The sequence below is a fragment of the Streptomyces sp. NPDC000941 genome, assembly GCF_053599555.1.
Genome location: NZ_JBSFMM010000026.1, coordinates 15,029 through 39,098 on the forward strand (window position 1 = coordinate 15,029; position 24,070 = coordinate 39,098).

Here is a 24,070-nt window from a genome sequence, read left to right on the forward strand (position 1 = left end):
GAGGGCCTGTCTACTCGGAGTTGGGGCGCCGGGCGCGCGTTGCGGTATGGCGGGCGCGGTGGTTGGCGACGTTGACGCGGTTGCCGCACAGGCCGGGCATGCAGTAGCGGCGGCTGCCGGGCCGAGTGGTGTCGATGAACGCTCCCCGGCAGGTGGGCGAGGTGCAGGGGCGGAAGCGCTGTTCGCCGAGGGTGTGTACGACGCCGAGGATGCCGATGCCGCAGATCAATGACAGGGCGTCGGCGACGGTTGCTCCGTCACGGAGTGGGACGGCCCAGCGTGTGCGGTTCCCGTGTACGGGATCAGGAATCAGGGTGGCGCCCTGGGCGGGCGAGGTGAGTGTGGTGGCGCCGGCGATGAGGTGGGCGCGGTCGGGGTGATCGATGAGGTCGCGCACGGTCTTCCGAAGGGCGTGGACCGCGTGGAGGTCGGCGGTGCTTGCGCGGCGGGCCAGTGCGGAGAGTGCGCCGAGCACCTCGTCGTTTGCGGACTGGTCTCCGAGTTGGCCGGTGAACTCGACCAGGGCGGCCAGGTCGGGCAGGTGGTCGTCGCCGCGCCAGACCTCGGCGGTGGTGTTGACCAGGTCGGTCGCGACCCCCGCCGCCCAGGCGTAATCGTCCAACGTGACTTGCATCCTTGGCGAACCTCTCGCTACGGTCGGCTAACAGCCACTTTAGCCCTTACATAGCTTCGTCCGGGAGAGCCCGCTCATGTCAGTGCTGGAGATCGATGCCGTCGTGTTCGACGTGCTCGGCACGCTCGTCGACGAACCCGCCGGACTCCGCGCCGGTATCCGTGAACTCGACCCGTCGCTCGACGAACCCAGGACCGAGCAGCTGTTGTCGCTGTGGCAGCAGCACATCGACCGCGAGCAGCGTCGCGTCCTCGACGGCGGCCGCCCCTATGTCGCGAGTGACGCCCTCGACCGGGAAGCCGCCCGGCTCGTCGCCGAGGCCGCCGGAGTCGGCGACCCGGACGCCGTGGCGGCGCTGGCGCTGTCGGCTCGTCGGCTCCCGCCGTGGCCCGACACCGTGGCAGGGCTCGCCCGGCTCGCCGAGCGGTTCCCGCTGATCGGGCTCTCCAACGCGAGCCGGACGGCGCTGCTGGGGCTCAACGCCCACGCCGGGCTGCGCTGGCACCAGGCCCTGTCCGCCGAGGACGTCCGGACCTACAAGCCGGACCCGGCGGTCTACCAGTTGGCCGTCACCGTCTCCGGACGGCCGCCGGAGCGGCTGCTGATGGTCGCCGCCCACGCCTGGGACCTGCGCGGAGCGCAGCGCCTCGGCCTGCGCACCGCCTACGTCGCCCGCCCTGTCGGCGACCCGCCCGCCTCCTCGGACCGGTTCGACCTGTACGCCGACGGCCTGGCCGAGCTGGCCGGCCAACTCGGCGAGATCTAAAAGCCGGACGAGGAGGTCAGCGGTTGTCGCCGCGTTCGCCGTCGGCGGTCTTGGAGAAGCCGTCGTGCCAGGCGGCCTTCGCTCCGGAGTCGCCGATCCGGTACACGTCCACGACGGCGCCCGCGGCCACCCCGACGGAGAGCACCACTGCCGCGACACGGACAACCAGCGCGGACCGGGGCGTGGCTGCCCGGGTCCGCTCCCCGGGGGCCGCCTCCGCCGACGTCGACCTGCGGGTCGTCCACCAGACCGCCGTCGCCAGCACGAACAGGCCCGCGGCCCAGGGAAGCAACCCGTCGCCGAGTTCGGCGTGCCTGCGCACCAGGGCGTTGCTGTCGACGTGCTCCTCCAGCCACTCACCGGCCTGCGTGGCCACGGGCACGCTCACCAGCGTCACGAGGGCCAGCAGCGGAAGCACAACCCCCATCCGCCGGGCGGCACTCGGCCATATCGCACCGGCCACGACCGCCAGGGCAGTCAGGGGAACGAGCACGATGACGAAGTGCACGAACAGGACGTGTGCGGGCAGGCCGTTGACGACTGTGAGGCTCATCGGGTTTTCCTCCAGAGGTGACCATGAGAAGTCGGCGCACGCACGGGCGCCCCGTGTGCCGGTCTGTGAGGCGCGCCAGACTCTCACAGGAACTTCTGAGCTTCCTCTGAACCCGGCCTCTCCAAAAGCACTGGCCGTACGTTCCCGGGGTTCCTAACCTTCCGGCGTGAGCACGGACATCTACGGCTGCATCGAGACCCGCCATCCATGTGCCGATCACGACTGGTACGACGACGCGCCGTGGCTGTACGCCATGGACCTGTCCCCGCTGTACTCCGGGAACGACTACACGGCCTTCGGATGCCTCTTCGGTGTCCGGAACTACGCCGGCTGGGAACCGGTGGCCGCCGGTCGCGGGCTGCCGGGGGATGTCTCGGCCCAGGTCCGCGGCGACTATGAGCGATGGGCCCCCCTCGGCACGCTCCACGGTGCCACCTGGGTCGCGTGGCAGGAGCTGGAGGCCATCGACATGAGCGCCGTTCCCCGAGGATCCCACGGGCTCCTACGAGTCCAGGAGCCCGAGACGTCGGCAGCGGTCTGGGAGTACTGGGTGACGGACACCTGGCCGGTCGAGATCACCAACCGCTTCGGGGAGCCCCCGGTCGGCAGTTCCCCTGCGACGGCTCGCCACGGAACCTGGACATCGGGATCAGCGACGTTGGGCTTCCACCGTGTCACGCGCGGGCAGGCCATCGGGCCCGGCAGCGGCTGGGAGCACGTCTTCGCCGTGATGAAGGCTCTGGCAGGACGCTTCGGCCTACGAGGGGTTCGGCTGGTCGCCTACTTCGACTGATCTCCGCTGCGCTACAGGGCACTCGGCACGCCACGCAGGCCCGACACGCCGCGTCCGCGAAGGTCGGCATCCCCGCTCACGTGGTGACCGAAGTGGAGCGTCTCGCGGGGCAGCCGGCCCGGCCGACCCCCGTACCCGCACCCGGTCGGGTTGTACCGCGACCCTTCCCACGGAACACAGAGGACTGCCACAATCCATCCATAACGGACGGGGGTCCTTGGTGTACGAGGTACGCTACGGCTGGAATCGCAAGAACGTATTCATCATCATCTTTTTCGCGATCGGCGCGGTGAGCGCGGTGACGCTCCCGGACAAGCCGCTGTACGCGCGGATTCTGGTGCTGCCGTTCTGCGTCGCCGGAGGGCTGTTCACGGCATACTCCTCCATGAACGGCAAGGTGGCGCTGCGCGTCGACGAGACGGGTGTGCTGCTCGGCGGGAATCCCGCCCTCCGCCGGTCGGGCGCGATCCACGTGCCCTGGCAGGACATCACGGCCGTCGTTCTCTGGCGACACTATTCGGCCGACTCGGTCCTGTTCATCGGATTGGCCAGACACAAAGACGCGCCGGCAGTGCCCGGAGGCATCCCAGGGCCGGTCGGCCGCGTCGCGATGCGCACCCTGGTGTCGCGCTTTCCCGCCGGCGTCGACATCGCCAGGCCGGAGAGCGGCTGGCGCCTCGACAGGGAGCGGCTGGGCGCCGCGGTCGCCCGCTTCGCTCCGGGGGTTCCGGTGGTGGACATCGGATAGCCGGTCAGGTAGCCGGTCACATACCATCGCACCACCTTTGAACGATCTGTTTACAACGATCAGTTGACATCAGATCGTGCGCCACCCATCCTGATCTCATGCCGTCAACTCCCGATCAGCACCCCGATCCGTTCACACCCCCGTCGCCGGACCAGGCACGAACCCACCGCGTCTACGCGTCTCTCATGCGCATCGCCGAGCGGCACGCCGCCACCGACGAGCAGCGTCGGCGGCAGGCGCATGCTTCGCTCATCGGGCCGCACGAGGCCGTCAGGCTGGTGTCGTTCCTGCTCAGTGGGGCCGCGCAGCCGGTCGATGGGGAGGCGGAGGTGGATCAGGCCGATATCACCGCCGCGTTGAGCCTCGTACCGCTGGTGCGCGGGGAGATGGACGAGCTGGAGGTCGGGCTGCTCCAGATGGCGCGGGGGCGCGGAATGACGTGGCAGGAGGTGGCCTTCGGGCTCGGGCTCGGGACTCCGCAGGCCGCTCGGCAGCGTTACGAGCGGCTGGCCAGTCGCGCCATGGTCGACCCAGCGCCTTAGGGGCGGGTCGCCACCAGGAGGTCCACCACGTACGTCTCCTCCACCATCCCCTCCGGGAAAATCTCGCCCAAGCGGCCGCGCTCCTCGGTGAGGAAGGCACGGGCGCCGGCCTCGCCGAGGACGAGGAGCGCCGAGTGGCTGCCGATGTTCGCCAGATGGGTGTCCAGAGGGACAGCGCGGCTCCAGCGCAGCTTGCGGCGCGTGACGCTCAGGCCCGCCAGGCCCGCGAGTTGGATGGCGCGGTCGTCGTCGGGGCGCTCCTTGGAGGGGGACTCCACTCCGCCGTGGTGGGCGATGCGCTCGTCCTGCGCGGCGATCCACGGCACATCGAGGGCGCTGGTGTTCCACCAGACCGCGAGCGCGCCGCCCGGGCGCAGGACGCGCAGCGCCTCGGGGACGGAGCGGGTGATGTCGGTCCAGTGCCAGGACTGGGCGTACGTGATCAGGTCGTGCGACGCGTCGGCGAGGGGCAGGACGTTGCCGTCGCCGCGGACGATCGGCACGTCGGGCAGCGTACGGCGGAACTCGGCCGTCATACCTTCGCCGGGCTCTACGGCGGTCACATCGGCGCCGCGTTCGCGCAGCAGGGCCGTCGCGATTCCGGTGCCGGCGCCCACGTCGGCGACGCGGGCGCCGGCCAGGGGACGGTCCATGAGCTCATCGACAGTGTCCAGGAGGGCGGGCGGGTAGGAGGGGCGGTTCGCGGCGTACTGGGCCGCGGCCGCGTTGAACGAATGGGCTCGTGAGGTGGTGGTCATCCTGGCATCCTCCTCCTCTTCCTTCGTTCCTTCGCTCCTATTCCAGTCTCAGCTCACCGCCGCGCTCTGCGCCCGAGTCAGCGCTACGTCCAGTACGACCAGCAGCGCGTCCCGGACCGAGCCCGTCTCCCGGGCGTCGAAGACGACCAGCGGTACGTGTTCGGAGATGTCCAGCGCCCACCGCACCTCGTCGAGGTCGTGCTGCACCTCCCCGTCGAAGGCGTTGACGGCGACGGCGAAGGGGACGCTCTTGTGCTCGAAGTAGTCCACCGCCGCGTAACAGTCGTCCAGCCTGCGGGTGTCCACGATCACCAGGCCGCCGAGGGCGCCCTCGACCACGTCGTCCCACATGAAGCCGAACCGGTCCTGGCCCGGCGTGCCGAACAGATACAGCTTCAGCGTCGGGTCGATGGTGATACAGCCGAAGTCCATCGCGACCGTGGTGGTGGTCTTGCCAGGGGTGTGGGTGAGATCGTCCACCCCCGCCGCGACCTCCGTGATCGCGGCCTCGGTGGTCAGCGGGCGGATCTCGGAGATCGCGCCCACCGCCGTGGTCTTGCCGACCCCGAAGCCGCCGGCGATGACCAGCTTGACCGGCAGCGGCGGCTGGCCGGCCGACGGCTGTTCAGCTGCTGTCGCGGAGTGTGCCCCGGGAGTCGGGGACGGCACGGAGACCATCGATAACCCTTCGCAGTACGGAGATGTCCTGGGTCGCCTTGGCGTTCGGCACATGGACCACCAGATGTCCGGCGGTGCACAGGTCCCCCGCCAGCACCCGGACCACGTTGAGATGCAGTCGTAGCTGGGCGGCGAGCTCCGCCACCGACTGCGGACGCCGGCAGGCGGCGACGAGGTCGTGGCGTTCGAAGGCGAGCGAGTCCAGGGCGGAGAGCCCGGTCGGGGTCGCCACGACCTGGGACTCGACCGGGAGCGACGGCGCGGCGCCGCTCCCCGACACCCGGCCGGCGGTCAGCAGGAACGGCCGGACCGCGGAGGCGCGGCCGGTCGGCTCCGGCGCGTCCCAGGCGCTGCCCGCCCTGCCTGCCCCGCCCGCGCTGCCCGCGCTGCCCGCGCTGCCCGCTGCCTCGTGCGGTACTGGTTCACCGGCGGCCATCACGATCCCCTCCTGAATGCCTGTGCCCTGTGCCCCTGTGTGGTGGGACGGGTCAGCCGGCCGGGGTGGAGCCGGCGCTCTTCTTCAGCTCAAGCACCAGCTGGGGAGTGAGCGCGGCTCCGGCCCGGTTGGCGAACAGGGCCATCTCATAGGCGATATTGCCCAGCTTGGCCTCCTTCGAGGCCACTACGCCGAGAACGGCCCCGCTGCCGATGGCCGACACCAGCACATGGCCGCCCTCCAGGTCGATGATGACCTTGTTGAGGCCGCCGAGGCCGTAGTTGCCGGAGGCGCCCGCGGCGAGGCTGGTGATGCCGGACACGATCGCGGCAAGCCGCTCCGAGTCGGCCTGCTCGCGCAGTTGGGAGACGGCGATCAGCAGGCCGTCGGAGGACACCGCGATGGCGTCCACCACTCCGGCGGTCTCGCTCGCGAACCGGTCAAGCAGCCAGGTGAAGTCGGCCGCGGCGGCGCGCAGATCGGTGGGTTCCGCCCGCTCCTCGGAACTGCCGTTATCTGTCGGCGTTGTCACTGCCCGACTCCTTCCTGGGTCTCTGCTCGTGGGACGGTGCTGGTTCCGTGGGGGTGGCGGCGCTGTCCTGCTGGGCCCTGCGTACGGCGGCCTCGAACTCGTCGAGTTCGGTACGGACCGCCTCGGCGTCGACGGGCCGGCGCACGGGCGCGATGCCCCGGTCGGCGGGCGCCGTGGTCGTGGCGAGGGTCGCTCCCCGTACCCGCTTGCGCAGCGGGCGGGAGGGCGGTGAGTCGATGGATGACGTGTCGGTTGTCGGTGCATCGGCGGACCGTGCGTCGGCCGCCGGCCCGTCCGTCCCCTTGCGGTTCGGGATGCGCCGGGGCAGCCCGCCCGGCCGCGCCGGTGCGGTGGTGGGGGTCCGTACGGGCAGCGGCGTGGGCGCGGCGGAACCCCGCTCCGCGGAACCCCGCTCGGCGGAATCCCGCTCGGGCTTCGTCAGGGGGTCCGGCCTCGCCGGGAGTTCCCGGACCGTCCCGCCCGCGTCCGCCGCCGGCGTCAGGTCCAGCGGGCTCACGGTCAGCATCAGCGCGGCCGGGATCCAGACGGAGCCGGTGACCCCGCCCCCGGGCGTACGGCTCAGCGAGACCCGGATACCCCAGCGCCGGGCGAGGCTGCCGACCACGAAGAGGCCGAGCACCTTGCTCGGTACGAGGTCAAGCCGCTCGCGGCGGACGAGTCGGGCGTTCTCCTCGTCGAGGCGTTCCGCGCTCATCCCCAGGCCGTGGTCGATGACCTCGATCAGCGCCCCGCCGTGCGAGCTGACGTCGCTGCCGGGCCGGACGACCACCTCGACAGGTGTGTGGGAGGGCGAGAAGGAGACCGAGTTCTCCAGCAGTTCGGCGAGCATCAGCGTCAGGTCGGCGATGATGTCGGGCGCGACGGTGATCTCCGTCTCGGACCGCAGGGTCACCCGCTGGAACCCCTCGATCCGGCCGAGGCCGGCCCGGATGACGTTGGCCAGGGTGATCGGCCGGGCCTCCACATCCGTCTCCCGGATGCCGGCGAGCAGCATCAGGCTGTCGGCGTTGCGCTGGAGGCGTACGGCGATGTGGTCGATGCGGTAGAGCCGTTCCAGGATCTCGGGGTCGGTCTCCTCGCGTTCGACGGCGTCGATCAGCATGAGCTGGCGCGAGGTCAGGTTGGAGACGCGGCGCCCGACGTTGCCGAACATCTCGGCGACGTTCTGGCGGCTGAGCACCTGCCGCTCCAGCAGCGCCGCGGCGGTGATCTGCACCTGGTTGAAGGCCTCGGCCAGGTCGCCGATCTCGTCGCGGACCGGGACCGGGATCGGCTGCGGGCTCAGCGGGGTGCGCTCCGCCGAGTCGTCGTCGTCCTCGACCCGGGCGAGTTCCTGGCCCGCCACATCGACCACCTGGTGCGCTGCGCCGGTCAGCGCCGCCAGGGGGCGTACGACCGAGCGGCGGACCAGGACGGAGAACGTCAGCCAGACGGCGAAGCCGAGCAGGGCGAGCGCGACCATGGCCAGCGCCTTGTCCAGGGCGCTCTTGGAGAGGCCGTCGGCCCGGTCGGCGATCTGTCCGATGAGCGACCGGGTGATGTCGAGGCGGGCCCCGGCCTGCTCGGTTCCGGCGGCCATCGCCTTGCGCAGCTGCTGCGTCGGCTGGCCTTGGAGGGAGCTCGGGTCGATCTGGAGCTCCGCGAACTGGTCCGAGATGCCGTTCTGCTCGGCCGCGCGCTCGATGCCGCTGAGGGCCAGGACCTGTTCCCGGGTGGCGATCCTGCTGAACCGGTCCACCTGGTAGTCGTACACCGCGTGGGCGCTGACCGCGTGGCTGTACTCGGTGAGGGCGTTGGCGTCCTGGGTCTGTGCGGAGAACACCCCGCTCTCGAAGGCCGCGTGGGCGGCGTCGGCGCGCAGCACCGCGTCGAGCAGCCGGATGATCGAGGACGACGAGGTGTCGGAGGAGGTGTCGAGCCCGATGCCGTCGATCAGGTACTCGACGGCGGCCGAGTACGCCGGGCTGATGCCGGCGGCCGAGACCGAGCCCCGTTCGACCTTGTCGCGCAGTACGGCCAGGCCCCGGACGTACTCCAGCGCCTGGGCCTCCTCCTTCGGCAGGCCCTGCTCGTCGAAGGCCGAACGCACGGCGGATGCCTGGTCGTCGGTCTTGCGCTGTGCCTTGCGGTAGGCGTTGGTCGAGGGCAGGGCGGTGCCGGGCCGGAGCGCGTCGTGCTGCACGGACAGCAGCAGCGCCTGGCGGTGTTCGGACTGGAGGTCGTTGATCAACTCCGCGACCTGTGTGCTGTCACGCACCACGTCGGCGGTCCGGGCGGCGTCCTGGGCCTGGTTCACCTCGCTGGTGACGCCGACGGCCAGCAGCACGCCGACGACCGCGACGGGCACGGCCACCAGGACATTGAGTTTCCGCCGGAACGGCCATCGGTCGAGAAGCGCTGCCGCCCTCCGGCGGGTCCGCGGCGTCACCGGCGCACTGTCGGACGAGTCGGGATCGGGACCGGGTTCGGGACCGGCTTCGGGCTTGGGTCCGAGCGAGGGGTCCACCGTGTCCACAGACACCCCGGGCCTCCTTTCATGTGCTTCTGAGCGGTGACCGAGGTGTTGTTGGTGCCGACCGCCGACGACCGGGGGAGCATGACGCTCTCACACCTCGCCCGCGCGCGCGACGACTCACGCCCGCGTGCGAGCGATGGAATCGCGCCACAGTCCGACCGGCGCTGAACACTACCGTTTGCGCGCAGGCATGCAAGGCATAGGCGATTAAGGCCAGGAAACATGTGCTTTCTGCGGCATTTGCCCATCGAAAAGGCGCCCTTGAAGACGCTTTGAGCGCTCTTCACGGGACTCCCCGCCGCCCGAGCGGGCCCCTGCCCCGTACGCTGTGTCTCCGCCAACCGCCCTTACGCTGTTTTTCCGCCACTTCCCCCAGCCCCCGCCCCGAAGTCGTAGCCCCTTCTTGCCCCGCGAGGAGACCTGTGCACCCCACCCGCAAGGCGGTCGCGACCGCCGCCGCGCTCCTGGCCGTGGCCACCGCCGCCGGCTGCGATGCGGATTCCGACGCCGACGTGTCCGGTTCGGGCTCCGCCAAACCCGGCTGTCCCACCGTGCTCACCAAGGCCAAGCGGGCCGTCGAGAAGGCCGAGGACGTGGACGCCCTGTGGACCGGCCCCACCAGCGGACCCAAGGCCGTACGCGGCAAGACCATCGTCTATATCGCGCACACCCTGGCCAACCCCGGCCCCGCCGGAGTCGCCCAGGGCGTCGGGGAGGCCGCCGACGTCGTCGGCTGGCGCGCCCGGATCCTCAACGGCAAGGGCACCACCGCGGGCGTCAAGGCCGCCTTCAAGGAGGCCCTCGACAGCAAGCCGGACGGCATCGTCATCAGCGGGTTCGGCCCCGAGATCATCCCCAAGGAGATCCAGCAGGCGGACGCGGCCGGTGTCCCGGTGATCGGCTGGCACGCCACCACCGCCCCCGGCCCCAGCAAGGATCCGAAGCTCTTCAGCAATGTGACGTCCAGGGTCGAGGATGTCGCGAAGATCAGCGCCGACTGGATCATCGCCCGGTCCAACGGCCGTGCGGGCGTGGTCATATTCACCGACACCACGTCCGACTTCCCCAGGCACAAGTCCGAGCTGATCAAGAAGGAGCTGGCCACCTGCTCCGACGTCAAGCTGCTGGACTACAAGAACATCCCCATCCCCGAGGCCAACAGCCGCTCCATCGACGAGGTCTCCTCCCTGCTCAGGCGCTTCGGGGACAAGTGGACCTACTCGGTCGCCATCAACGACCTGTACTTCCGCCATGCCGCCCCGGCCCTGCGCGCCGCGGGGAAGGACGGCGACGGCGCCCCGTACAACATCGGTGCCGGTGACGGCGACCCGTCGGCCTTCGAGCGCGTCAACGGCAAGCAGTTCCAGACCGCGACCGTGCCCGAGCCGCTGTCCGAGCAGGGCTGGCAGATCGTCGACGAGTTCAACCGGGCCTTCGCCGGGGAGCCGGCCAGCGGATACGTCGCCCCGGTCCACATCGCCAACGCCGCCAACAGCGGTGGCGCGCTGTCCTGGGACTCGGAGGGGTACCGCCAGGCGTACCGCAAGATCTGGGACCGCTGACCGGCCTGCCTGCCCACCGTCAGGGCGTCGGCGCCTCCTCGGGCAGCAGTCCCAGGGCCTTGAGCTCGGCCCAGAAGGCGGGCGGAATGGGATGCGCGAGGAGGCCGGCGCTCTCGGCGATCTCGTGGGGCGCGCGGGCGCCGACCACGACGGTCACCACCGCCGGGTGTCCCAGCGGGAACTGGAGCGCGGCGGCCAGGGGCGGCACCGCGTGCCGGTCGCATACGGCCCGGATCGCCCGCACCCGCGTGCCCAGTTCGCGGGGGATGCTCCGGTAGCCGTGCGGCGCACCGGGGCGGGGGTCGGCGAGCAGACCGGACTGGTACACCCCGGCGGCCATGACGGCGACGCCGCGTTCGGCGCACAGCGGCAGCAGTTCGGCCAGCCCGGAGTGGTCGAGCAGGGTGTACCGCCCGGCGAGCAGTACGCAGTCGGGCCCCGGCGGCGGGGCCTCCCGCAGAAAGCGGGCCGCGACGTCGGCGTGGTTGACCCCGAGCGAGACCGCGCCGATGACGCCGTCGCGGCGCAGTTCGGCCAGCGCGCGGTAGGCGTGGGTGACGGCCGTCGGGAAGTCCTGGTCGGGGTCGTGGACATGGAGTACGTCGACCCGGTCGAGGCCGAGCCGGTCCAGGCTCTCCGCCAGCGAGCGCATGACCGCCGGATAGCCGTAGTCCAGGCGCGGCCCGAGGCCCGGCGGAGGGTCGGCCCAGATGGGCTGGGTGTCCGGCCCGCCGGGCTCGATCAGCCGGCCCACCTTGGTACACAGGACGTACTGCCCGCGCGGGCGGGGCCCCAGCGCGGCTCCGGCGTACGTCTCCGAGCGCCCGTAGCCGTAGACGGGCGCGGTGTCGTAGAGCCGTATGCCCAGCTCCCAGGCGCGTTCGACGGTGGCGGCGGCCTGCTGTGCGGGTACGGGGGCGAAGAGGCCGCCGATCGAGGCCAGCCCAAGACCGAGGCGGCTCACCGACAGCCCCGTACGCCCCAGGGCCACCATGTCCCGAGCGTCCATCCCGATCCCCCCGATCACCCCGATCCCCCGGCCTCGTGGCACAACGCGCCACGCCGGCACGGACGGTGACGCTCCGCCGGGGCCGCGCCGACAAGCCGGGCACGGCCCCGCGCCATCACTGCGGGGAGACGCCGTAGCCCGCCATGGGCGGGGCGAAGGACGCGGCCATGGGGGCGAGTTGTACGCCCGGGGCCAGGCCCAGGGCGACGAGGGCGTCGGGCAGGCCGCGGCCGGTGCGGGCCGCTTCCCAGGAGCCGGGGACGGCCAGCGGGCGGCAGCCGGCGGCGATGATCTCGAACAGGCGCTGGACGCGGCCGGGTCCGCGGGGCGGCAGCTGGCCGCGGAAGTCCTCGTGGTGGGCGAGGACGAGCGCGGCGAGACCGGCGACATGGGCCGAGGCCGGTCCGGTGCCGTCCAGGGCCGCGTAGCCGCCGTGCGGCGAGCAGGACAGGACCGCCACGCCCGGCGCGACCGCGTCGACCTCGGCGCCGTACGCGCTGAACCGCGCGGTGAACAGGCCCTCCGGGGTCAGCGGCGGGCCCGCGTGGGTGGCCTGGGAGGTGTCGGGCGGGTACGAGCCGAAGGCGCCCAGCGCGCCGACGGTGAACACGGTGGGCAGCGACCCCGGGAAGGCGACCGGCCCGCCGGAGTCGCCCGCCGGGGCGAAGCAGGCGACGCCCGCGGCGTGGGCGTCGGCGAGTTTGCGGGAGACCAGTTCGGAGGAGTACGGGGTGGCCACCGCGATATGCGCGATGTCGACCTCGGTGTCGACGCAGTGGTCGAGCGCGGCGATCAGATCGCTGAACCGGCCGCCGGGCAGCACCCGGCAGGCCTCGATACGGGCGTCGACCGCGATGCCGATGATGCCGGGGCCCGTATCGGCCGCGGCGATCACGCCCGCCGCGTGGGTGCCGGTGCCGATGGCGTCGTGCGCCCAGCCCTGTTCCGTACCGCCGACCAGGTCCGCCCCGGAGCGCACCCGGTCCTTCAGATCTGGGTGGTCGGCGGCGACGCCTGAGCCGATGACCGCGACCTTCACGCCGAAGCCGCGGAACGTGGGCGGCAGCCGGTCGAGCCGCATGGCCTGCTGGCCCCAGCCGTACTGCTGCCGCTCCTCGAGCCCCGGGTACACCTTGGCCAGCGGGGTGAGGGTGACCAGGTTCTCCTGGGTGTCCGAGAGGTCCGGGCGGTGGATCCAGCGGTCCACATAGCCGCCCGCGGGGCGGACGTACAGGGCCTGGACGGACTCCGCCGTGTCGGTGGCCAGCACCAGCGTGGCCGTCCCGTCGGCGCGCGTGATGCCCTGGGCCGGCCAGGACGCCCCGATCAGGAACACCCCGGCCCCGGCCAGCGGCTCCTCGTCCGGGCCGCAGACCCGCAGCGAGATCTCCACGGGCGTGTCCAGCGGGGCGAGCAGACCCGGGTCGGCCAGCGGCATCAGCCCCGCCACCCGTCCGGCGGCCGCGCCCGTGCCCGCCCCGGTCAGCGGCAGGTCGGGTTCCACATGGACGTGTGCCGACCGCAGCGCCGGCACCTGGTCCTCGGCCGCCTCGACCACCGCGATCTCCGGGCAGCAGACGGGCGGCCCCGCCGGGTCCGGCTCCTTCGCGGGCCGCAGCCGGCGGACCACCACGACCTCCGGCATCCGGCCCAGCCGCTCGCACACCGCGTCCATGTCGAGCGCGGCCACCCCGGGTGGGAGCAGATGCTGGGGCAGCGGGGCCACCAGATACCGCTCGCGGCGCGGGCGCACCGCGAGGGAGCGCCGCGGGCTCTTCTTGCGGTGCCCCTCCTCCCGGCCGGCGCCCGTGCGCCCGGGCCCGCCCGCGCCCGCGCCGTCGCTGTCGTTCTCGGGCCTGTTCTTGAGCATCACGTCCACCTTCACAACGCCACGTCGTCCTTACGCTTGTGCTCCGGCGACCGGGGGCCGCGCTCCCACGGTGATGCGGTGTGCTCGGAAACGTTCCGGGCACACCGCACCGCGTCAACCCAGGTGTCAGCCCATGCCGAACGGGCTCATCTGGCCGAAGCCCGGCTGCTGGTAGGGCTGCTGGCCGAACTGCTGCATGCCCATGCCGGGCTGGCCGAAGCCCTGCTGGCCGGAGCCCTGCTGCTGGCCGAAGCCCTGCTGGCCCATGCCCTGCTGGCCCTGCTGCTGGATCAGCGTCGCGATGGCGACCGGCAGCGCCTGCTGTACGGCCTGCTCCACCGCCTGCCGGACCCCGTTGTGCAGCGAGTAGTGCAGCGCCATGGCCAGGTACGGGTGCGCCTGCTGTCCCAGGCCCTGCTGGTTGATCTGCTGGAGCTGCTGGACGGTGTGCTGCAGTCGCTGCGCGATCTGCTGGCTCGCCTGCTGACAGGCCTGTTGGATCGTCTGCTGCACGACCTGGGCGATCTGCTGCTGGCCCATCTGGGGCTGCATCTGCTGCATGGGTTGGGCGCCAGTCATCACCGACATGGATCCTCCACACGACGACATAGACGAGGAAGGGACACAGGAGCGACACGCCCCGCATGCCCTATTTGTTACATTTACGCTAAGTCGGTGCCAGGATCGCGCGCAATCGGAGACCGGCCGTCAGAGCTCCAACGCCCCCAGCGCCGCGCGCACCTGGGCCAGCGGATCCTCGCCCACCGGACGCAGTACGACCGTCTCCGCGCCCGCCTCCCACAGGGCCCGCACCCGCTCGGCGGCGGTGGCGGCGTCGCCCGCCGCGAGGAACACCTCCTCGCGCGGAACACGGAGCCATTCGGAGTACTCGTCGCGTACGGGCGCGGTGTCCGTCGCCACCCGCCCGGGGTCGTCGGCCACGCACAGATGGGTGAAGACGACCAGTTCGTGCGGGTGGGTGGCACCGGCGGTGGCGCGCCCCTTCGCGATCTGGCCGAGCGCGGCGGCGATCGCGCCCGGACCCTGGCCCTCGGCCATGACCGTGCCGTCGGCGGCCCGGCCGGACAGCTCCAGGGAGCGGGGGCGTACGACACCCGAGACGACCGGCGGGGGCTCGGCGGGCGGGTGGACCAGGGTCACACCGTCGATGTGCACGGCCCGGCCGTCGAGGGTGGCCGTCTCACCGCGCAGCAGGGTGCGCACCACCGTGATCGTCTCTTCGAGCAGCGCCAGCGGGGTCGGTGACGCGGCGCCGACCTGGGCCATCCACTCCGGCACGCCGTGCCCGACGCCCGCGATGAACCGGCCCGGGAACACCCGGGCCACCATGGCCAGTTCCATGGCGAGCAGCGCCGGGTTCCGCAGCGGGGCCGGGGCGATCCCGAGGCCGACGCGCAGCCGCTCGGTGGCCGCCAGCGCGAGCGTCGCCGAGCTGATCGCCCCGGCCCAGCCCAGGTCCTCGACGACCCACAGGTCGTCCGCTCCGTACTCCTCCACCGCCCGCGCGAACGCGGACAGTTCCTCGGGCTTGCCGTCCCGGTCGAACATCACGCCGATGCGACGGCGCGGCGCAGCCTCATTACCCACCAAGTCGTTGGTCATCCGGCCAATGTAGGTGGCGCGGGCGGACCGGAGAAGAGGATCAAGGGCGGGCGGCGCGGGCCCTGGTGAGCAGGTCCCGGGCGAGCTCGGTGTGCGGATGTGCGGCGCCGAGGACCCGCTCGCGGTCGGCCAGCACGCGCTCGTGCAGCGGGACGGCCCGGTCCGGGTCGCCCGCCAGCTCGTACGCGTAGGCGAGGTTGGAGCGGGCGGTGAGGGTTTCGGGGTGGTCCGGGCCGAGGATCCGCTCGTGGTCGGCGAAGTTGCGTTTCAGCAGCGGCAGGGCGCGGTCCAGATCGCCGGCCGAGCGGTGGACGGCGGCCAGGTTGGCGCGCGAGGCCAGGGTGTGCGGGTGGTCGGCGCCCAGGGTGCGTTCGTAGTCGGCAAGGTTGCGCTCGTGGAGCGGGGCCGCCCGGTCCGGATCGCCCGCCAGCGCGTACAGATGGGCCAGATTGGAACGGGAGGCGAGGGTGTCCGGGTGGTCGGGGCCCAGGATCCGCTCGCAGTCGGCCAGGTTGCGCTCGTGCAGCGGCGTCGCGCGCTCCAGGTCGCCCGCCGAGCGGCAGGCGCTGGCGAGATAGCTGCGGGAGCTCAGTGTGCGCGGGTGGTCGGGGCCGCGCAGCCGCTCGGAGGCCGCGACGGAGCGCTCGGCGAAGGCGATGGCCCGGTCCGTACGGCCCTCCCCGAGGACGAAGGCCGACGCCTCGAACAGCACCCGGTCGATCGCCTCGTCGTCCTGGTCGGGCGCGGTCGGTTCGGTCAGCGCCGCGTATGCCTCGATATGCGGCAGCAGCTCCCGCCAGCGCGGCCACCCGGCCACGTTGAACAGCGGGTCCTCGGGCAGGGCCGCGGCCAGCAGCTCCGCGGCGCGGCGGCGGGCCCCGTCGATCGCGTCGGCGCCGCGGTGCGGATCGGCCGGGTCGGGCGTACGGGCGACGGCCTGGACGAGCCGGTGGACGGCGAAGGTGCGCGGGGTGAGGGTGACCATGCTGTACGCGTGGAGCAGGGCCAGCGCCTCGTCGACGGCGATCGGATCGTCGTCCAGCGACTCGGCCAGGTCGCGCGGCACATCGTCGGGGCCGAACCAGGCGGCCGTACGCAGAATCTCGACGGCGAGCGGGGCCCGGCCGGCGATGGCGTCCAGGGTGAGCTGCCAGATACGGGCGATGGTGCGCTGCTGGGCGGCGTCCGCTCCGGCGGAGGCGGCGGCATCGGCCGATGTGGCATCGGCCGACGTGGCGAACATCCGGGCCGGGTGGCGACGCAGCCGCGCCAAGTAGGCGGCGGGGGTCAGCGCGGTGTGCTGGATATAGGCGGCGGCCTGCTCCAGGGCGAGCGGAAGATGACCGAGTTCGGCGGCCAGCTCCGCGAGTTCGGGGGCGGCGCCGTCGTCGGTCGAGTTGGTGATGCGCATGAGCAGGTCCAGTGCGGCGTCGGGGTTGAGGGTGTCGAGCGTCACGGGCCGGGCGAGGTGATGCCAACCGGTGGCGCGGCGGCTGGTGATGAGGTGCCGCCCGGCGGTGAGGGAGCCGAGCAGCGGTGCGAGATCGCCTGGCGCGGCGGCGTCGTCGAAAACCAGCAGCCATCCGTCGTGGGCCTGCAGCCAGGTGGTGGCCCAGGCGGCCGCCTCGGCGCCGGAGGCGGCGGTGAGGTCGGCGTACGGGTTCAGATGTGCGGCGAGGGCGGCGAGGCCGAGGCCGATGGTGGCGGCCGATTCGGCGGGGATCCACCAGATGGGGTCGTAGCGGTCGCGGTGGCGGTGGGCGTAGTGCAGCGCGAGGGTGCTCTTGCCCATGCCGCCGAGCCCGTGCACGACGACCGGGACGCCCGCACTGGAAGTCGCACCGGGATCGGTATCGGTATCGGCTTCGTGTCCGGCTTCGGCGCCGGTGGCCGCGTCGAGGCGCGCCAAGTCCTCCTCACGGCCGACGAACACCCCGCTGCGCGGCGCCGGCAGATTGTTCAGCCCGGGTGGCGCCGCCACCTCCGCCGGGCCCCTGACCGCCTCGGCGGGCAGTCGCACCGTGCGGTTGTCGATGACGGCCCCGTCCCCGGTGCTGACGATGCCCTGGTTGTGGCCCACGGCCACGGCCCGGTCCCCCGACGCCTCCCCTGGCCCGAACGGCTGCCGCGTCATCGCTGGATCGTGGCGTCGCTTCCGGTGCTGATGATGCCGGAGTTGTGCTGGACGGCGACGGCGCCCTGCCCGGACGCGGTGAAGGACGTACCGCCTGCGGGCAGCAAACGGGCCAGCTCGGCGGTGAGTTCGGCATCGGCGAGCAGCGCCCGCTTGATCCGTGCCCGCAGCGCCGCCTGGAAGTCCTCGTCCTCGGGCGCGGCGGCCAGGTCCTGGACCGCCTCGTCGATGCCCTCGCGGCTCTCCTCCCGGCCCCGCAGCCGCTGGAGGATCCGCTGCCCCAGCGAGACGGTCGCATCGGCGCCCGCGTCGGCCGCGCGGGTCAACGCGGCCGTCCCGTACGCGCCGACCGCCGCCGTCACGTACGGCGCGAGCTGATTCGCCACCAGCAGAGCGTCCACGATGCGCCTCTCCCCGTTCCGTCCGTGCTGTCGTACCCGGGCCCGTCGATACAGGGCCCCGCCACATGGTCCAGCATGCCACCCCAACTCCCCCGCTACCGTGGCGGCATGGAGGGGATCGAACGGACGGACTGGGCCGAGCGTGTGCGCACGCTGCGGCAGTGGTCGCAGAACGGGGAGCGGGCGCCGCACAAGCCGCTGCTCATGCTGTACGCGCTGGGCCGGTTCCAGCGGGACGCGGGCGACGCGCTGCGGTTCACCGAGGTCGAGGCGGATCTGAAACGGCTGTTGGCGGAGTACGGGCCCAGGCGCCCCACCAGCGCCGGGTATCCGTTCCACCACCTGGTGAACGACGGGGTGTGGGAGGTACGGACCCACGCGGGCGACGGCAGCCCGGGCACGGCGCTGGGCGCGCTGCGCGCCAGCGGGGCGGCCGGGCGGCTCGCCCCCGGCCTGCGGGACGCGCTGACCGCCGACCCCGCCCTGCTCGGCCGCCTCGCCGGGCTCCTCCTCGACCAGCACTTCGCGCCCTCCCTCCACTCCGACCTCGCCGACGCCGTCGGCCTCGACCTGACCGCCGACGACGGAGCGCGCGGCACCCGCCGGCTCCGCCACGGGGCCGCCGAGCTGCGGGAGCGGGTGCTGGCGGCGTACGAAAGCCGCTGCGCGTTCTGCGGCTACGACGGGGCGGTCGAGGACACGCGCGGCCGTACGCCGGTGGGGCTGGAGGCCGCGCATGTGCGGTGGTGGGCCTTCGCGGGCCCGGACGACCTCTCCAACGGGCTGTGTCTGTGCTCCCTCCACCACAAGCTGTTCGACAAGGGCGTGCTGGGCCTCGACGGGAAGCGACGGATCCTGGTGTCGCGGCAGTTCACCGGCCGCAGCGAGGCCGCCCAGGCGTATGTGCTGCGGCTGGGCGGGCGGCCGGTGCTCGGGCCGCGGGCGGGCGGCGCGCCGGTCGCCGGGGAGCACATCGACTGGCATATGGCGCAGGTCTTCCGCGGCGAGCCGCGGGTGGCGGCGCAAGGATGAGGGGCTACGGCGGGCGGCGGGCGGCGCCGGTCAGTCCGTGATGCCCAGGTCCTCGCGCATCACCCGCCGCATCGCCGACAGCCTCGGCTCGGCCTCCTTGAGCTCCATCAGGGCCGCCGCGGCGGTCTCCCCCTCGCCCGGCAGGCCACGGTCGATCCGCTTGGCCATGGCGTCGATCCCGGCGAGCACGGTGTTGAGGTCGCGGGACGCCGCCAGGACGCGCTCGGGGACGATCATCTGCGCCTGGGCGTAGCAGTCCCGGTACTCGCGCCGGGCCTCCTCGAGCCCCGTGCGGTCCTCCTCCGTGTAGACGCCGTCCCTGATCCGGTGCAGGGCGTCCTTGAGCAGGGTGTGGAACTGGCGGGAGGCGCGGTTCATGGCGATGTAGGCGGTCCGGCGGTCCTCGAGGTGGCGCCGCCGGTCCTCGGCCCGCGCCTCTTCGGCGCGCTGCCGGGCGGTGATCTGTTGCTGGAGCAGGGGGGCGAAGAGCGTGCCCAGAACGCCGACGACGGCGGTCAGCATCGCGGCTATGACGGCGGTCACTTGGCCGACCTTAGCCGACATCACCGTCGCCACCGTCGCCACCCGAAAGCCGCAGCACTACAGTTTTGCCCCATGGGACCAGCGTCATCGGAAGCGCGGGCCGACCGCGCCGACGACGTGCTCGCACTGGCCCGCCTCGCCGCGGAACCGGAGTCCGTACACGCCATCCTCGCCTGGCTCACCCGCCGCACCGGCGGCCTCGCCGCGCTGATCGGCCCCACGGGTACGGTCCTCGCCACACCGGAGCCCGACCCGGGCCCGGACACGCTGGCCACCGCCTCCGCCGCCGCCGTCGAACTGCGCCGCCGTGGCGCGCCCTCCGCGGTGCTCGGCGGCGAGGGTGGCCACGCCGTACACCTGGCCCGGCTCGGCCACACCGACGCCACGGGCGGGGACGACCCGCCGTACCTCACCGTCGTCGGGCCCGACGACCCGCGCTGCGGGGTGCTGCTCGCCGACGCCGCCCGTACCCTCGCGCTCTGCTGGCGGCTGGAGGAGGCGGAGCGGGCCCGTCGGCGCGTCGAGTCGGCCGAGGCGCACAGCCGCGAGGCCGTGGTGCACCTCCTCATGGTCGGCAGCGTGCCCGCCGCGCAGCGGATCGCCGGGGCACTGGGCCCGGCCCTGCCCGCACTCTCCCGCGTATATGTGATCGAGTGTCCGTTCCGCCGACGACGTGAGATCGCGGCCCGGATCGATCAAGTGGCCCGGGGCCGGGCGTGGATCGTGCCCTGCCCCGTACGCTCCAACCACCTCATCGCCCTCGTACCGCCGAGACCGGAGGGGGAAGGGGAGAGGAAGCGCGCGGACGGGCTCGCCCGGCTGATCGTCCGGCGGGTCCCCGAGTGCCGGATCGGCACGAGCGCCGAGCATCCGCTGCGGGACACCGCGGTCGGCTACGAGCAGGCGATCCATGCCCTCGCCGTGGCCCGTGGCGCGCCCCAGCGGTACGCCGGTTTCGGCAGACACACCGACACCATGGCGCTCGCGAGCCCCGAGGGGCGGCTGTGGGCGCGGGAGTTGCTGGGGCCCTGTCTGCGGTACGTACCGTCGCGCCGCGCCGACCCGGGGCCGCAGGAGTTGCTGGGCACGCTCGGCTCATGGCTCAGCTTCGGCGGCGCCGCCAACCGTCATCTCAAGATCCACCGCAATACGCTCACCGCGCGCATCCGCCTCATCGGCGACCTGCTCGGCCTGGACATCGGCCACAGCCTGGCGGGCCAGTCGGCGGCCTGGCTCGCGCTGCGGCTGCACAGCGCGCCGCCCAGCCCCGCCGAAATGCCCGCAGCTCCCGCGGCCCCCGCCTCGCTCGACACCCTGCTGTCCTCCCCCGCGGCCGAGTTGTGGGCCCGTGCCCAGTTCGGCCCCCTCGACGAGGCCGGGCCCGCGGCCGTCCCCGAGACCGTACGCGCCTGGCTGCGCGCCGACGCCCGGCTGCCCGCGGCGGCCACCGCCCTCGGCATCTCGCTGCCCGGCGCGCGCAAGCGGCTGGCCAGGGCCGAAGAGCTGCTGGGGCGCTCGCTGTTGCGCGCGCCGAGCGCGAAGTACGAGCTGTGGCTGGCGCTGCGGGCGTCGGGCTCGCTCTGACCTGTGTTCGGTCACCGTTCGAAGCGCAACCGCCGCACGCCACCACTGTGCACAGTGTTCCTCGCCGCGCCCGCCACCCCCGCCTAGTGTCCTGGGCAAGCCCCTCATGCACAGAACAGGAACGCTGATGAGCCATCACCACGATTCCGAGCTCGCCCGCCAGGACCCGCGGCTCGACATCAGCGACACCTACCTGTTCCACGGCACCACCGGCACCGTCTTCGTCGTCAACGTCAACCCGCTCTCGGGCGGCGGCGGTTTCCACGACGACGAGAGCCGCTACGAGATCAAGGTGGACACGGACGGCGACGCCGTCGAGGACATCACCTACCGCTTCACCTTCCAGCCCCCGGCCGCCGACGGCAGCCAGCGCTGGGAGCTGCGCCGCCTCGACGGCCCGGCCGCCCGCGACCGTTTCGCCGACGGCCCCGTGCTGCTCACCGGCGCCACCGGCACCACCAGCACCACCGGCGAGCCCGCGCAGACGCCCGACGGGCTGCGTGCGTGGGCGGGCGCGGCCGGGGATCCGTTCTGGATCGAGGGCACGGTCGTCACGGCCGTGAAGACCGCCATCGCCCAGGGCACGGCGCCCGAGCTGGCGGACTTCGACCCGGCCGGTGCCACCAATCTCTTCGCGGGCACCGACGTCCAGGCGATCGTCCTGGAGGTGCCGGACGAAGCCCTCGGCGGCGCCGGAGCGGCCATCGGCTTCTGGGGCTCCACCGTGCTGGCCACCGACGCGGGCGGCTGGCGGCAGATCAACCGCTGTGCGAACCCGCTGCTCAACACGCTCTTCGACCTCGAAGACGCCGAGCGGCACATCGACTTCAACGCCACCGAGCCCGCCGAGGACCAGGGCCGCTACGGGGCCGAGATCCTGCGGGCCGCCGAGCGGGCCGCGGCAGCCGTGGGCGCGGTGCCCGACGCGGCGGCGCACGCCGCCCGCGTACGGGATCTGTTCCTCCCCGACGTGCTGCGTTACGAGGTGGGCAGCGACGCGGTGTTCGCGGTCGACCGGCGCAACGGGCGCGGGCTGACCGACTGCGTACCGGAGGTGATGTTCGAGCTGGTGCTCGGCGTGCCCGTCAAGCTGGGGCTGGACGCGAGCTCGGCCACGGGGGTGCCGAGCGACGTCTTCCCCTACCTGTCGGCGGCCGGGGCGCGGCACTGAAGGCCCTGCCCCGGCCGCCGCGGTAGCCGCGCGCGACAGCCGCGACGGCCCGGCACCCAACTCCGAACCGCCTGCCTGAGAACATCTGCGGTGTGTTCACGGTCATCGGCGAGTTCGAGATCCATTTGACGGTCCGCCCTGTCACGGGGAGGGCGGACTCCCCTCTCCCGTACCGCGCGCTGGAGCGGTACGCGGCCGCGCGGGCCTGGAAGTTCGCGCATATCGTCCTCGACCGTGGCCGCGTACCCTCCCAGCCGATGCTGACCCTGCGCGCCGACGGCACCCTGCCCGCGGCCCGTTCCGCCGCCGACACGGCGGCCGCCGGGCTGGCCGGCGCGGGCTTCCCGGTCGTACGGACGAAGGTCGAGGCCGCGCCGTGGGCGGCGGGGGTGCCGGTGTCCGACGAGGAGGCCCGGGCGCTCGGCCCGCGCTACTACTTCGAGCACCACGTCAAGCTGCTCCTGGACGCCGCCGAGCCACCCCCCACCCTCACCCGCCTCGTCGCCGCCCACACGGCCCACCTCTCCCGCAACGCCCGCCGGATACGAACCGACGGGCGCGCCGAGCGCTTCGTCACCCAGCGCTGCCGCCTGGTCGGCCGCGATACGGCGGGCCGCCGGCTGGAGGCGCTGACCGCCGCCCTGCGCGCGACCGGCCACGAAATCGTGTCGATGGAGCGGGAATTCGTCGTGTATGACAGCGACGAGGGCCTGGACGCGGGCTGGATAGCCGAGGAGGAGGCAGCGCGATGACAGAGACAGAGCCGGCATCGGCGTCGTCGTGGACGGGGTTCGGCTGGGGCCCGTGGCCGGAGGACGGCACCATCCCCCAGGAAGAGCTGACCGAGGCGGCCGCCGAGCAGCTGCGGCTGCCGAAGTCGCTGCGGCCGGTGCTCGGCGAAGGGGTGCTGCAGCGCCCGGTGTTCGACCCGTCGATGGCCCACCACGCGCGGGCGATGCGGGCCGGTGAGCCGCAGTTCGAGAACGCGGTGGCCGGCCACCGCTGGTACGCCGCCCGCCACCGCGCCACGGACCTCGTGCTGGCCGCCGTCGCCGACTCGCCGTGGGCCGGGCATCTGGTGCTGCGCGGCAGCGTGCTGCTCAGGGCCTGGTACGGCGAGGCGGCGCGCGAGCCCGGGGACCTGGACTTCGTCGTGGTGCCCGACTCCTGGCAGCTGGAGGACGAGCGTACGGACCGGATGATCGACGGCATCGCGCGCGCCGCCGACCTCCGCGCCCGGCGCGCGGCCGGTCCGGTCCGTATCGACTCCCGGGGCGCGGTCAGCGACGAGATCTGGACGTACGACCGCGTCCCCGGCCGCCGTCTGGTCATACCGTGGCGGTCCACGGACGACGGCGTGCCGCCGGGCACGGTCCAGCTCGACTTCGTCTTCAACGAGCCGCTGCCCGCGCCCGCGGCCCCCGCCTCGATCCCCCGCCACACCGGCACCGAGCCCCCGATCCGGCTGGGCGCGGCCACGCCCGAGCTCTCCCTCGCCTGGAAGATCCTGTGGCTGATCACGGATATGCACCCCGAGGGCAAGGACCTGTACGACGCCGTCCTGCTGGCCGAGTCCACCGAGCTGAGCTTCGGGCTGCTGCGCCATGTCTTCCAGGGCGTCGAGGGCGGGTACTACGAGCGGAATCCGGTGCTCCTGGAGTGGATCGGGAGCGTCGAGGCGGACTGGTTCGAGTTCCAGAAGGACCATCCGCAGATCAAGGGCCTTCGCGGCGCCTACGTCCGCCGTCTCCTCAAGGCCCTCGCCCCCACCTTCGCCGCCCTCGACGACGGCAGCGGTGAGTCCGCCGAATACCTGGAGCGGGCGGCCTGGCTGGACCGGTGGACGCGGGACTGCCGGCCGCTGCTGGCGGATTCGGGCATGGACGCGCTCCAGGAGCATCTGGTCGATCGGTATGTGCACGCGAAGAACGCCATCGTGATCACCCGCGAACTGCTCGGCCGCGCCGACTGCGAGATCGTGGACGCGGCCGAGATCGTGTACGCCTTCCGGTCGTTCAGCCGCAAGGCGTACCACCTGAACCAGGTCCTCGGCGACCCGGTCGAGGCGTCACGCCAGCTGGCGCCGCCGGAGTGACGTTGCGGTGAGTATGCGCCGACGACATGCCGTGGTGTCGGCGTGTCGCGGCTCATACCCACCGCAAACC

General features: G+C 72.7%; 24 protein-coding genes. 10 read left to right on the top strand and 14 right to left on the bottom strand.

Annotated features, from left to right (window positions below; translation table 11 throughout):
- Window positions 1-10: 10 nt before the first annotated feature.
- A complete protein-coding gene (locus ACWDSL_RS11465; RefSeq protein WP_450484092.1) occupies window positions 11-634 on the bottom strand; it encodes a CGNR zinc finger domain-containing protein in 624 nt (207 codons plus the stop codon).
- A 76-nt stretch (window positions 635-710) separates the two neighbouring features.
- Between ACWDSL_RS11465 and ACWDSL_RS11470 the strand changes: the two genes are divergently transcribed.
- Window positions 711-1,400 carry a haloacid dehalogenase type II gene (locus ACWDSL_RS11470; protein WP_450484094.1) on the top strand — a complete coding sequence of 230 codons (690 nt, stop codon included), beginning with the start codon at window positions 711-713 and terminating at the stop codon, window positions 1,398-1,400.
- A 16-nt stretch (window positions 1,401-1,416) separates the two neighbouring features.
- On the opposite strand, the gene ACWDSL_RS11475 is transcribed toward ACWDSL_RS11470, so the two are convergent.
- A complete protein-coding gene (locus ACWDSL_RS11475; protein WP_450484096.1) occupies window positions 1,417-1,953 on the bottom strand; it encodes a DUF2231 domain-containing protein in 537 nt (178 codons plus the stop codon).
- A 166-nt stretch (window positions 1,954-2,119) separates the two neighbouring features.
- Here ACWDSL_RS11475 and ACWDSL_RS11480 point away from each other — a divergent pair, with 166 nt between their 5' ends.
- The 3 genes from ACWDSL_RS11480 (at window position 2,120) to ACWDSL_RS11490 (ending at window position 4,036) form a co-directional block, all read left to right on the top strand.
- A complete protein-coding gene (locus ACWDSL_RS11480) occupies window positions 2,120-2,746 on the top strand; it encodes a hypothetical protein (protein ID WP_450484098.1) in 627 nt (208 codons plus the stop codon).
- Window positions 2,747-2,963: 217 nt separating this feature from the next.
- Window positions 2,964-3,494, top strand: coding sequence for a hypothetical protein (locus ACWDSL_RS11485; RefSeq protein ID WP_450484100.1), 531 nt, complete (start codon window positions 2,964-2,966; stop codon window positions 3,492-3,494).
- Window positions 3,495-3,592: 98 nt separating this feature from the next.
- A complete protein-coding gene (locus ACWDSL_RS11490) occupies window positions 3,593-4,036 on the top strand; it encodes a DNA-binding protein (protein WP_450484101.1) in 444 nt (147 codons plus the stop codon).
- On the opposite strand, the gene ACWDSL_RS11495 is transcribed toward ACWDSL_RS11490, so the two are convergent.
- The 5 genes from ACWDSL_RS11495 to ACWDSL_RS11515 are packed head-to-tail and all read right to left on the bottom strand — an operon-like array spanning window position 4,033 to window position 8,976.
- Complete coding sequence (locus ACWDSL_RS11495; RefSeq protein WP_450484103.1) at window positions 4,033-4,794, bottom strand: class I SAM-dependent methyltransferase; 762 nt, start codon at window positions 4,792-4,794, stop codon at window positions 4,033-4,035. The genes ACWDSL_RS11490 and ACWDSL_RS11495 overlap by 4 nt on opposite strands.
- A 48-nt stretch (window positions 4,795-4,842) precedes the next feature.
- Complete coding sequence (locus ACWDSL_RS11500) at window positions 4,843-5,472, bottom strand: GTP-binding protein (RefSeq protein WP_450484105.1); 630 nt, start codon at window positions 5,470-5,472, stop codon at window positions 4,843-4,845.
- The gene (locus tag ACWDSL_RS11505) at window positions 5,420-5,908 is read right to left on the bottom strand and encodes a DUF742 domain-containing protein (protein ID WP_450484107.1); all 489 of its coding nucleotides are present in this window, start codon (window positions 5,906-5,908) and stop codon (window positions 5,420-5,422) included. The genes ACWDSL_RS11500 and ACWDSL_RS11505 overlap by 53 nt, the downstream gene beginning before the upstream one ends.
- Before the next feature lie 52 nt (window positions 5,909-5,960).
- Complete coding sequence (locus tag ACWDSL_RS11510; RefSeq protein WP_385626724.1) at window positions 5,961-6,440, bottom strand: roadblock/LC7 domain-containing protein; 480 nt, start codon at window positions 6,438-6,440, stop codon at window positions 5,961-5,963.
- Window positions 6,421-8,976 carry an ATP-binding protein gene (locus ACWDSL_RS11515; protein ID WP_450484191.1) on the bottom strand — a complete coding sequence of 852 codons (2,556 nt, stop codon included), beginning with the start codon at window positions 8,974-8,976 and terminating at the stop codon, window positions 6,421-6,423. The genes ACWDSL_RS11510 and ACWDSL_RS11515 overlap by 20 nt, the downstream gene beginning before the upstream one ends.
- A 422-nt stretch (window positions 8,977-9,398) precedes the next feature.
- Between ACWDSL_RS11515 and ACWDSL_RS11520 the strand changes: the two genes are divergently transcribed.
- Complete coding sequence (locus ACWDSL_RS11520; protein WP_450484110.1) at window positions 9,399-10,538, top strand: substrate-binding domain-containing protein; 1,140 nt, start codon at window positions 9,399-9,401, stop codon at window positions 10,536-10,538.
- A 19-nt stretch (window positions 10,539-10,557) separates the two neighbouring features.
- Here ACWDSL_RS11520 and ACWDSL_RS11525 read toward each other — a convergent pair whose 3' ends face one another.
- From ACWDSL_RS11525 to ACWDSL_RS11550, 6 genes are all read right to left on the bottom strand, one after another.
- A complete protein-coding gene (locus ACWDSL_RS11525) occupies window positions 10,558-11,547 on the bottom strand; it encodes an aldo/keto reductase (RefSeq protein WP_450484112.1) in 990 nt (329 codons plus the stop codon).
- A 115-nt stretch (window positions 11,548-11,662) separates the two neighbouring features.
- Entirely contained in the window at window positions 11,663-13,417 is a 1,755-nt protein-coding gene (locus ACWDSL_RS11530; RefSeq protein ID WP_450484114.1) for a S8 family serine peptidase, read from the bottom strand.
- A 126-nt stretch (window positions 13,418-13,543) separates the two neighbouring features.
- Window positions 13,544-14,005 carry a hypothetical protein gene (locus tag ACWDSL_RS11535; protein ID WP_450484115.1) on the bottom strand — a complete coding sequence of 154 codons (462 nt, stop codon included), beginning with the start codon at window positions 14,003-14,005 and terminating at the stop codon, window positions 13,544-13,546.
- A gap of 120 nt (window positions 14,006-14,125) precedes the next feature.
- Window positions 14,126-15,040 carry an LLM class flavin-dependent oxidoreductase gene (locus tag ACWDSL_RS11540; protein WP_450484117.1) on the bottom strand — a complete coding sequence of 305 codons (915 nt, stop codon included), beginning with the start codon at window positions 15,038-15,040 and terminating at the stop codon, window positions 14,126-14,128.
- A 40-nt stretch (window positions 15,041-15,080) separates the two neighbouring features.
- On the bottom strand, window positions 15,081-17,174 hold the full coding sequence (locus tag ACWDSL_RS11545) for a tetratricopeptide repeat protein (RefSeq protein ID WP_450484119.1): 2,094 nt from the start codon (window positions 17,172-17,174) through the stop codon (window positions 15,081-15,083).
- Window positions 17,171-17,575, bottom strand: a complete 405-nt coding sequence (locus ACWDSL_RS11550) for a hypothetical protein (protein ID WP_450484121.1) — start codon at window positions 17,573-17,575, stop codon at window positions 17,171-17,173. The genes ACWDSL_RS11545 and ACWDSL_RS11550 overlap by 4 nt, the downstream gene beginning before the upstream one ends.
- A 108-nt stretch (window positions 17,576-17,683) precedes the next feature.
- On the opposite strand from ACWDSL_RS11550, the gene ACWDSL_RS11555 reads away from it, so the two are divergent.
- The gene (locus ACWDSL_RS11555; RefSeq protein WP_450484123.1) at window positions 17,684-18,607 is read left to right on the top strand and encodes a phosphorothioated DNA-binding restriction endonuclease; all 924 of its coding nucleotides are present in this window, start codon (window positions 17,684-17,686) and stop codon (window positions 18,605-18,607) included.
- A gap of 30 nt (window positions 18,608-18,637) precedes the next feature.
- On the opposite strand, the gene ACWDSL_RS11560 is transcribed toward ACWDSL_RS11555, so the two are convergent.
- On the bottom strand, window positions 18,638-19,150 hold the full coding sequence (locus tag ACWDSL_RS11560) for a hypothetical protein (RefSeq protein ID WP_450484125.1): 513 nt from the start codon (window positions 19,148-19,150) through the stop codon (window positions 18,638-18,640).
- Window positions 19,151-19,222: 72 nt separating this feature from the next.
- Here ACWDSL_RS11560 and ACWDSL_RS11565 point away from each other — a divergent pair, with 72 nt between their 5' ends.
- From ACWDSL_RS11565 to ACWDSL_RS11580, 4 genes are all read left to right on the top strand, one after another.
- On the top strand, window positions 19,223-20,734 hold the full coding sequence (locus tag ACWDSL_RS11565; RefSeq protein ID WP_450484127.1) for a helix-turn-helix domain-containing protein: 1,512 nt from the start codon (window positions 19,223-19,225) through the stop codon (window positions 20,732-20,734).
- A 127-nt stretch (window positions 20,735-20,861) separates the two neighbouring features.
- On the top strand, window positions 20,862-21,905 hold the full coding sequence (locus tag ACWDSL_RS11570; protein WP_450484129.1) for a DUF4331 family protein: 1,044 nt from the start codon (window positions 20,862-20,864) through the stop codon (window positions 21,903-21,905).
- A 92-nt stretch (window positions 21,906-21,997) separates the two neighbouring features.
- On the top strand, window positions 21,998-22,657 hold the full coding sequence (locus ACWDSL_RS11575; RefSeq protein WP_450484131.1) for a hypothetical protein: 660 nt from the start codon (window positions 21,998-22,000) through the stop codon (window positions 22,655-22,657).
- The gene (locus ACWDSL_RS11580) at window positions 22,654-24,000 is read left to right on the top strand and encodes a nucleotidyl transferase AbiEii/AbiGii toxin family protein (RefSeq protein ID WP_450484133.1); all 1,347 of its coding nucleotides are present in this window, start codon (window positions 22,654-22,656) and stop codon (window positions 23,998-24,000) included. Before ACWDSL_RS11575 ends, ACWDSL_RS11580 begins: the two co-directional genes overlap by 4 nt.
- Window positions 24,001-24,070 lie beyond the last annotated feature (70 nt).

What these genes read in the sequence shown, in the direction of transcription:
- ACWDSL_RS11530 (WP_450484114.1), bottom strand. Translation starts at nt 13,417, where the DNA reads ATGCTCAAGAACAGGCCCGAGAACGACAGCGACGGCGCGGGCGCGGGC.
- ACWDSL_RS11505 (WP_450484107.1), bottom strand. Translation starts at nt 5,908, where the DNA reads ATGGCCGCCGGTGAACCAGTACCGCACGAGGCAGCGGGCAGCGCGGGC.
- ACWDSL_RS11570 (WP_450484129.1), top strand. Translation starts at nt 20,862, where the DNA reads ATGAGCCATCACCACGATTCCGAGCTCGCCCGCCAGGACCCGCGGCTC.
- ACWDSL_RS11545 (WP_450484119.1), bottom strand. Translation starts at nt 17,174, where the DNA reads ATGACGCGGCAGCCGTTCGGGCCAGGGGAGGCGTCGGGGGACCGGGCC.
- ACWDSL_RS11500 (WP_450484105.1), bottom strand. Translation starts at nt 5,472, where the DNA reads ATGGTCTCCGTGCCGTCCCCGACTCCCGGGGCACACTCCGCGACAGCA.
- ACWDSL_RS11465 (WP_450484092.1), bottom strand. Translation starts at nt 634, where the DNA reads ATGCAAGTCACGTTGGACGATTACGCCTGGGCGGCGGGGGTCGCGACC.
- ACWDSL_RS11475 (WP_450484096.1), bottom strand. Translation starts at nt 1,953, where the DNA reads ATGAGCCTCACAGTCGTCAACGGCCTGCCCGCACACGTCCTGTTCGTG.
- ACWDSL_RS11555 (WP_450484123.1), top strand. Translation starts at nt 17,684, where the DNA reads ATGGAGGGGATCGAACGGACGGACTGGGCCGAGCGTGTGCGCACGCTG.
- ACWDSL_RS11580 (WP_450484133.1), top strand. Translation starts at nt 22,654, where the DNA reads ATGACAGAGACAGAGCCGGCATCGGCGTCGTCGTGGACGGGGTTCGGC.
- ACWDSL_RS11495 (WP_450484103.1), bottom strand. Translation starts at nt 4,794, where the DNA reads ATGACCACCACCTCACGAGCCCATTCGTTCAACGCGGCCGCGGCCCAG.
- ACWDSL_RS11490 (WP_450484101.1), top strand. Translation starts at nt 3,593, where the DNA reads ATGCCGTCAACTCCCGATCAGCACCCCGATCCGTTCACACCCCCGTCG.
- ACWDSL_RS11525 (WP_450484112.1), bottom strand. Translation starts at nt 11,547, where the DNA reads ATGGACGCTCGGGACATGGTGGCCCTGGGGCGTACGGGGCTGTCGGTG.
- ACWDSL_RS11470 (WP_450484094.1), top strand. Translation starts at nt 711, where the DNA reads ATGTCAGTGCTGGAGATCGATGCCGTCGTGTTCGACGTGCTCGGCACG.
- ACWDSL_RS11540 (WP_450484117.1), bottom strand. Translation starts at nt 15,040, where the DNA reads ATGACCAACGACTTGGTGGGTAATGAGGCTGCGCCGCGCCGTCGCATC.
- ACWDSL_RS11535 (WP_450484115.1), bottom strand. Translation starts at nt 14,005, where the DNA reads ATGTCGGTGATGACTGGCGCCCAACCCATGCAGCAGATGCAGCCCCAG.
- ACWDSL_RS11565 (WP_450484127.1), top strand. Translation starts at nt 19,223, where the DNA reads ATGGGACCAGCGTCATCGGAAGCGCGGGCCGACCGCGCCGACGACGTG.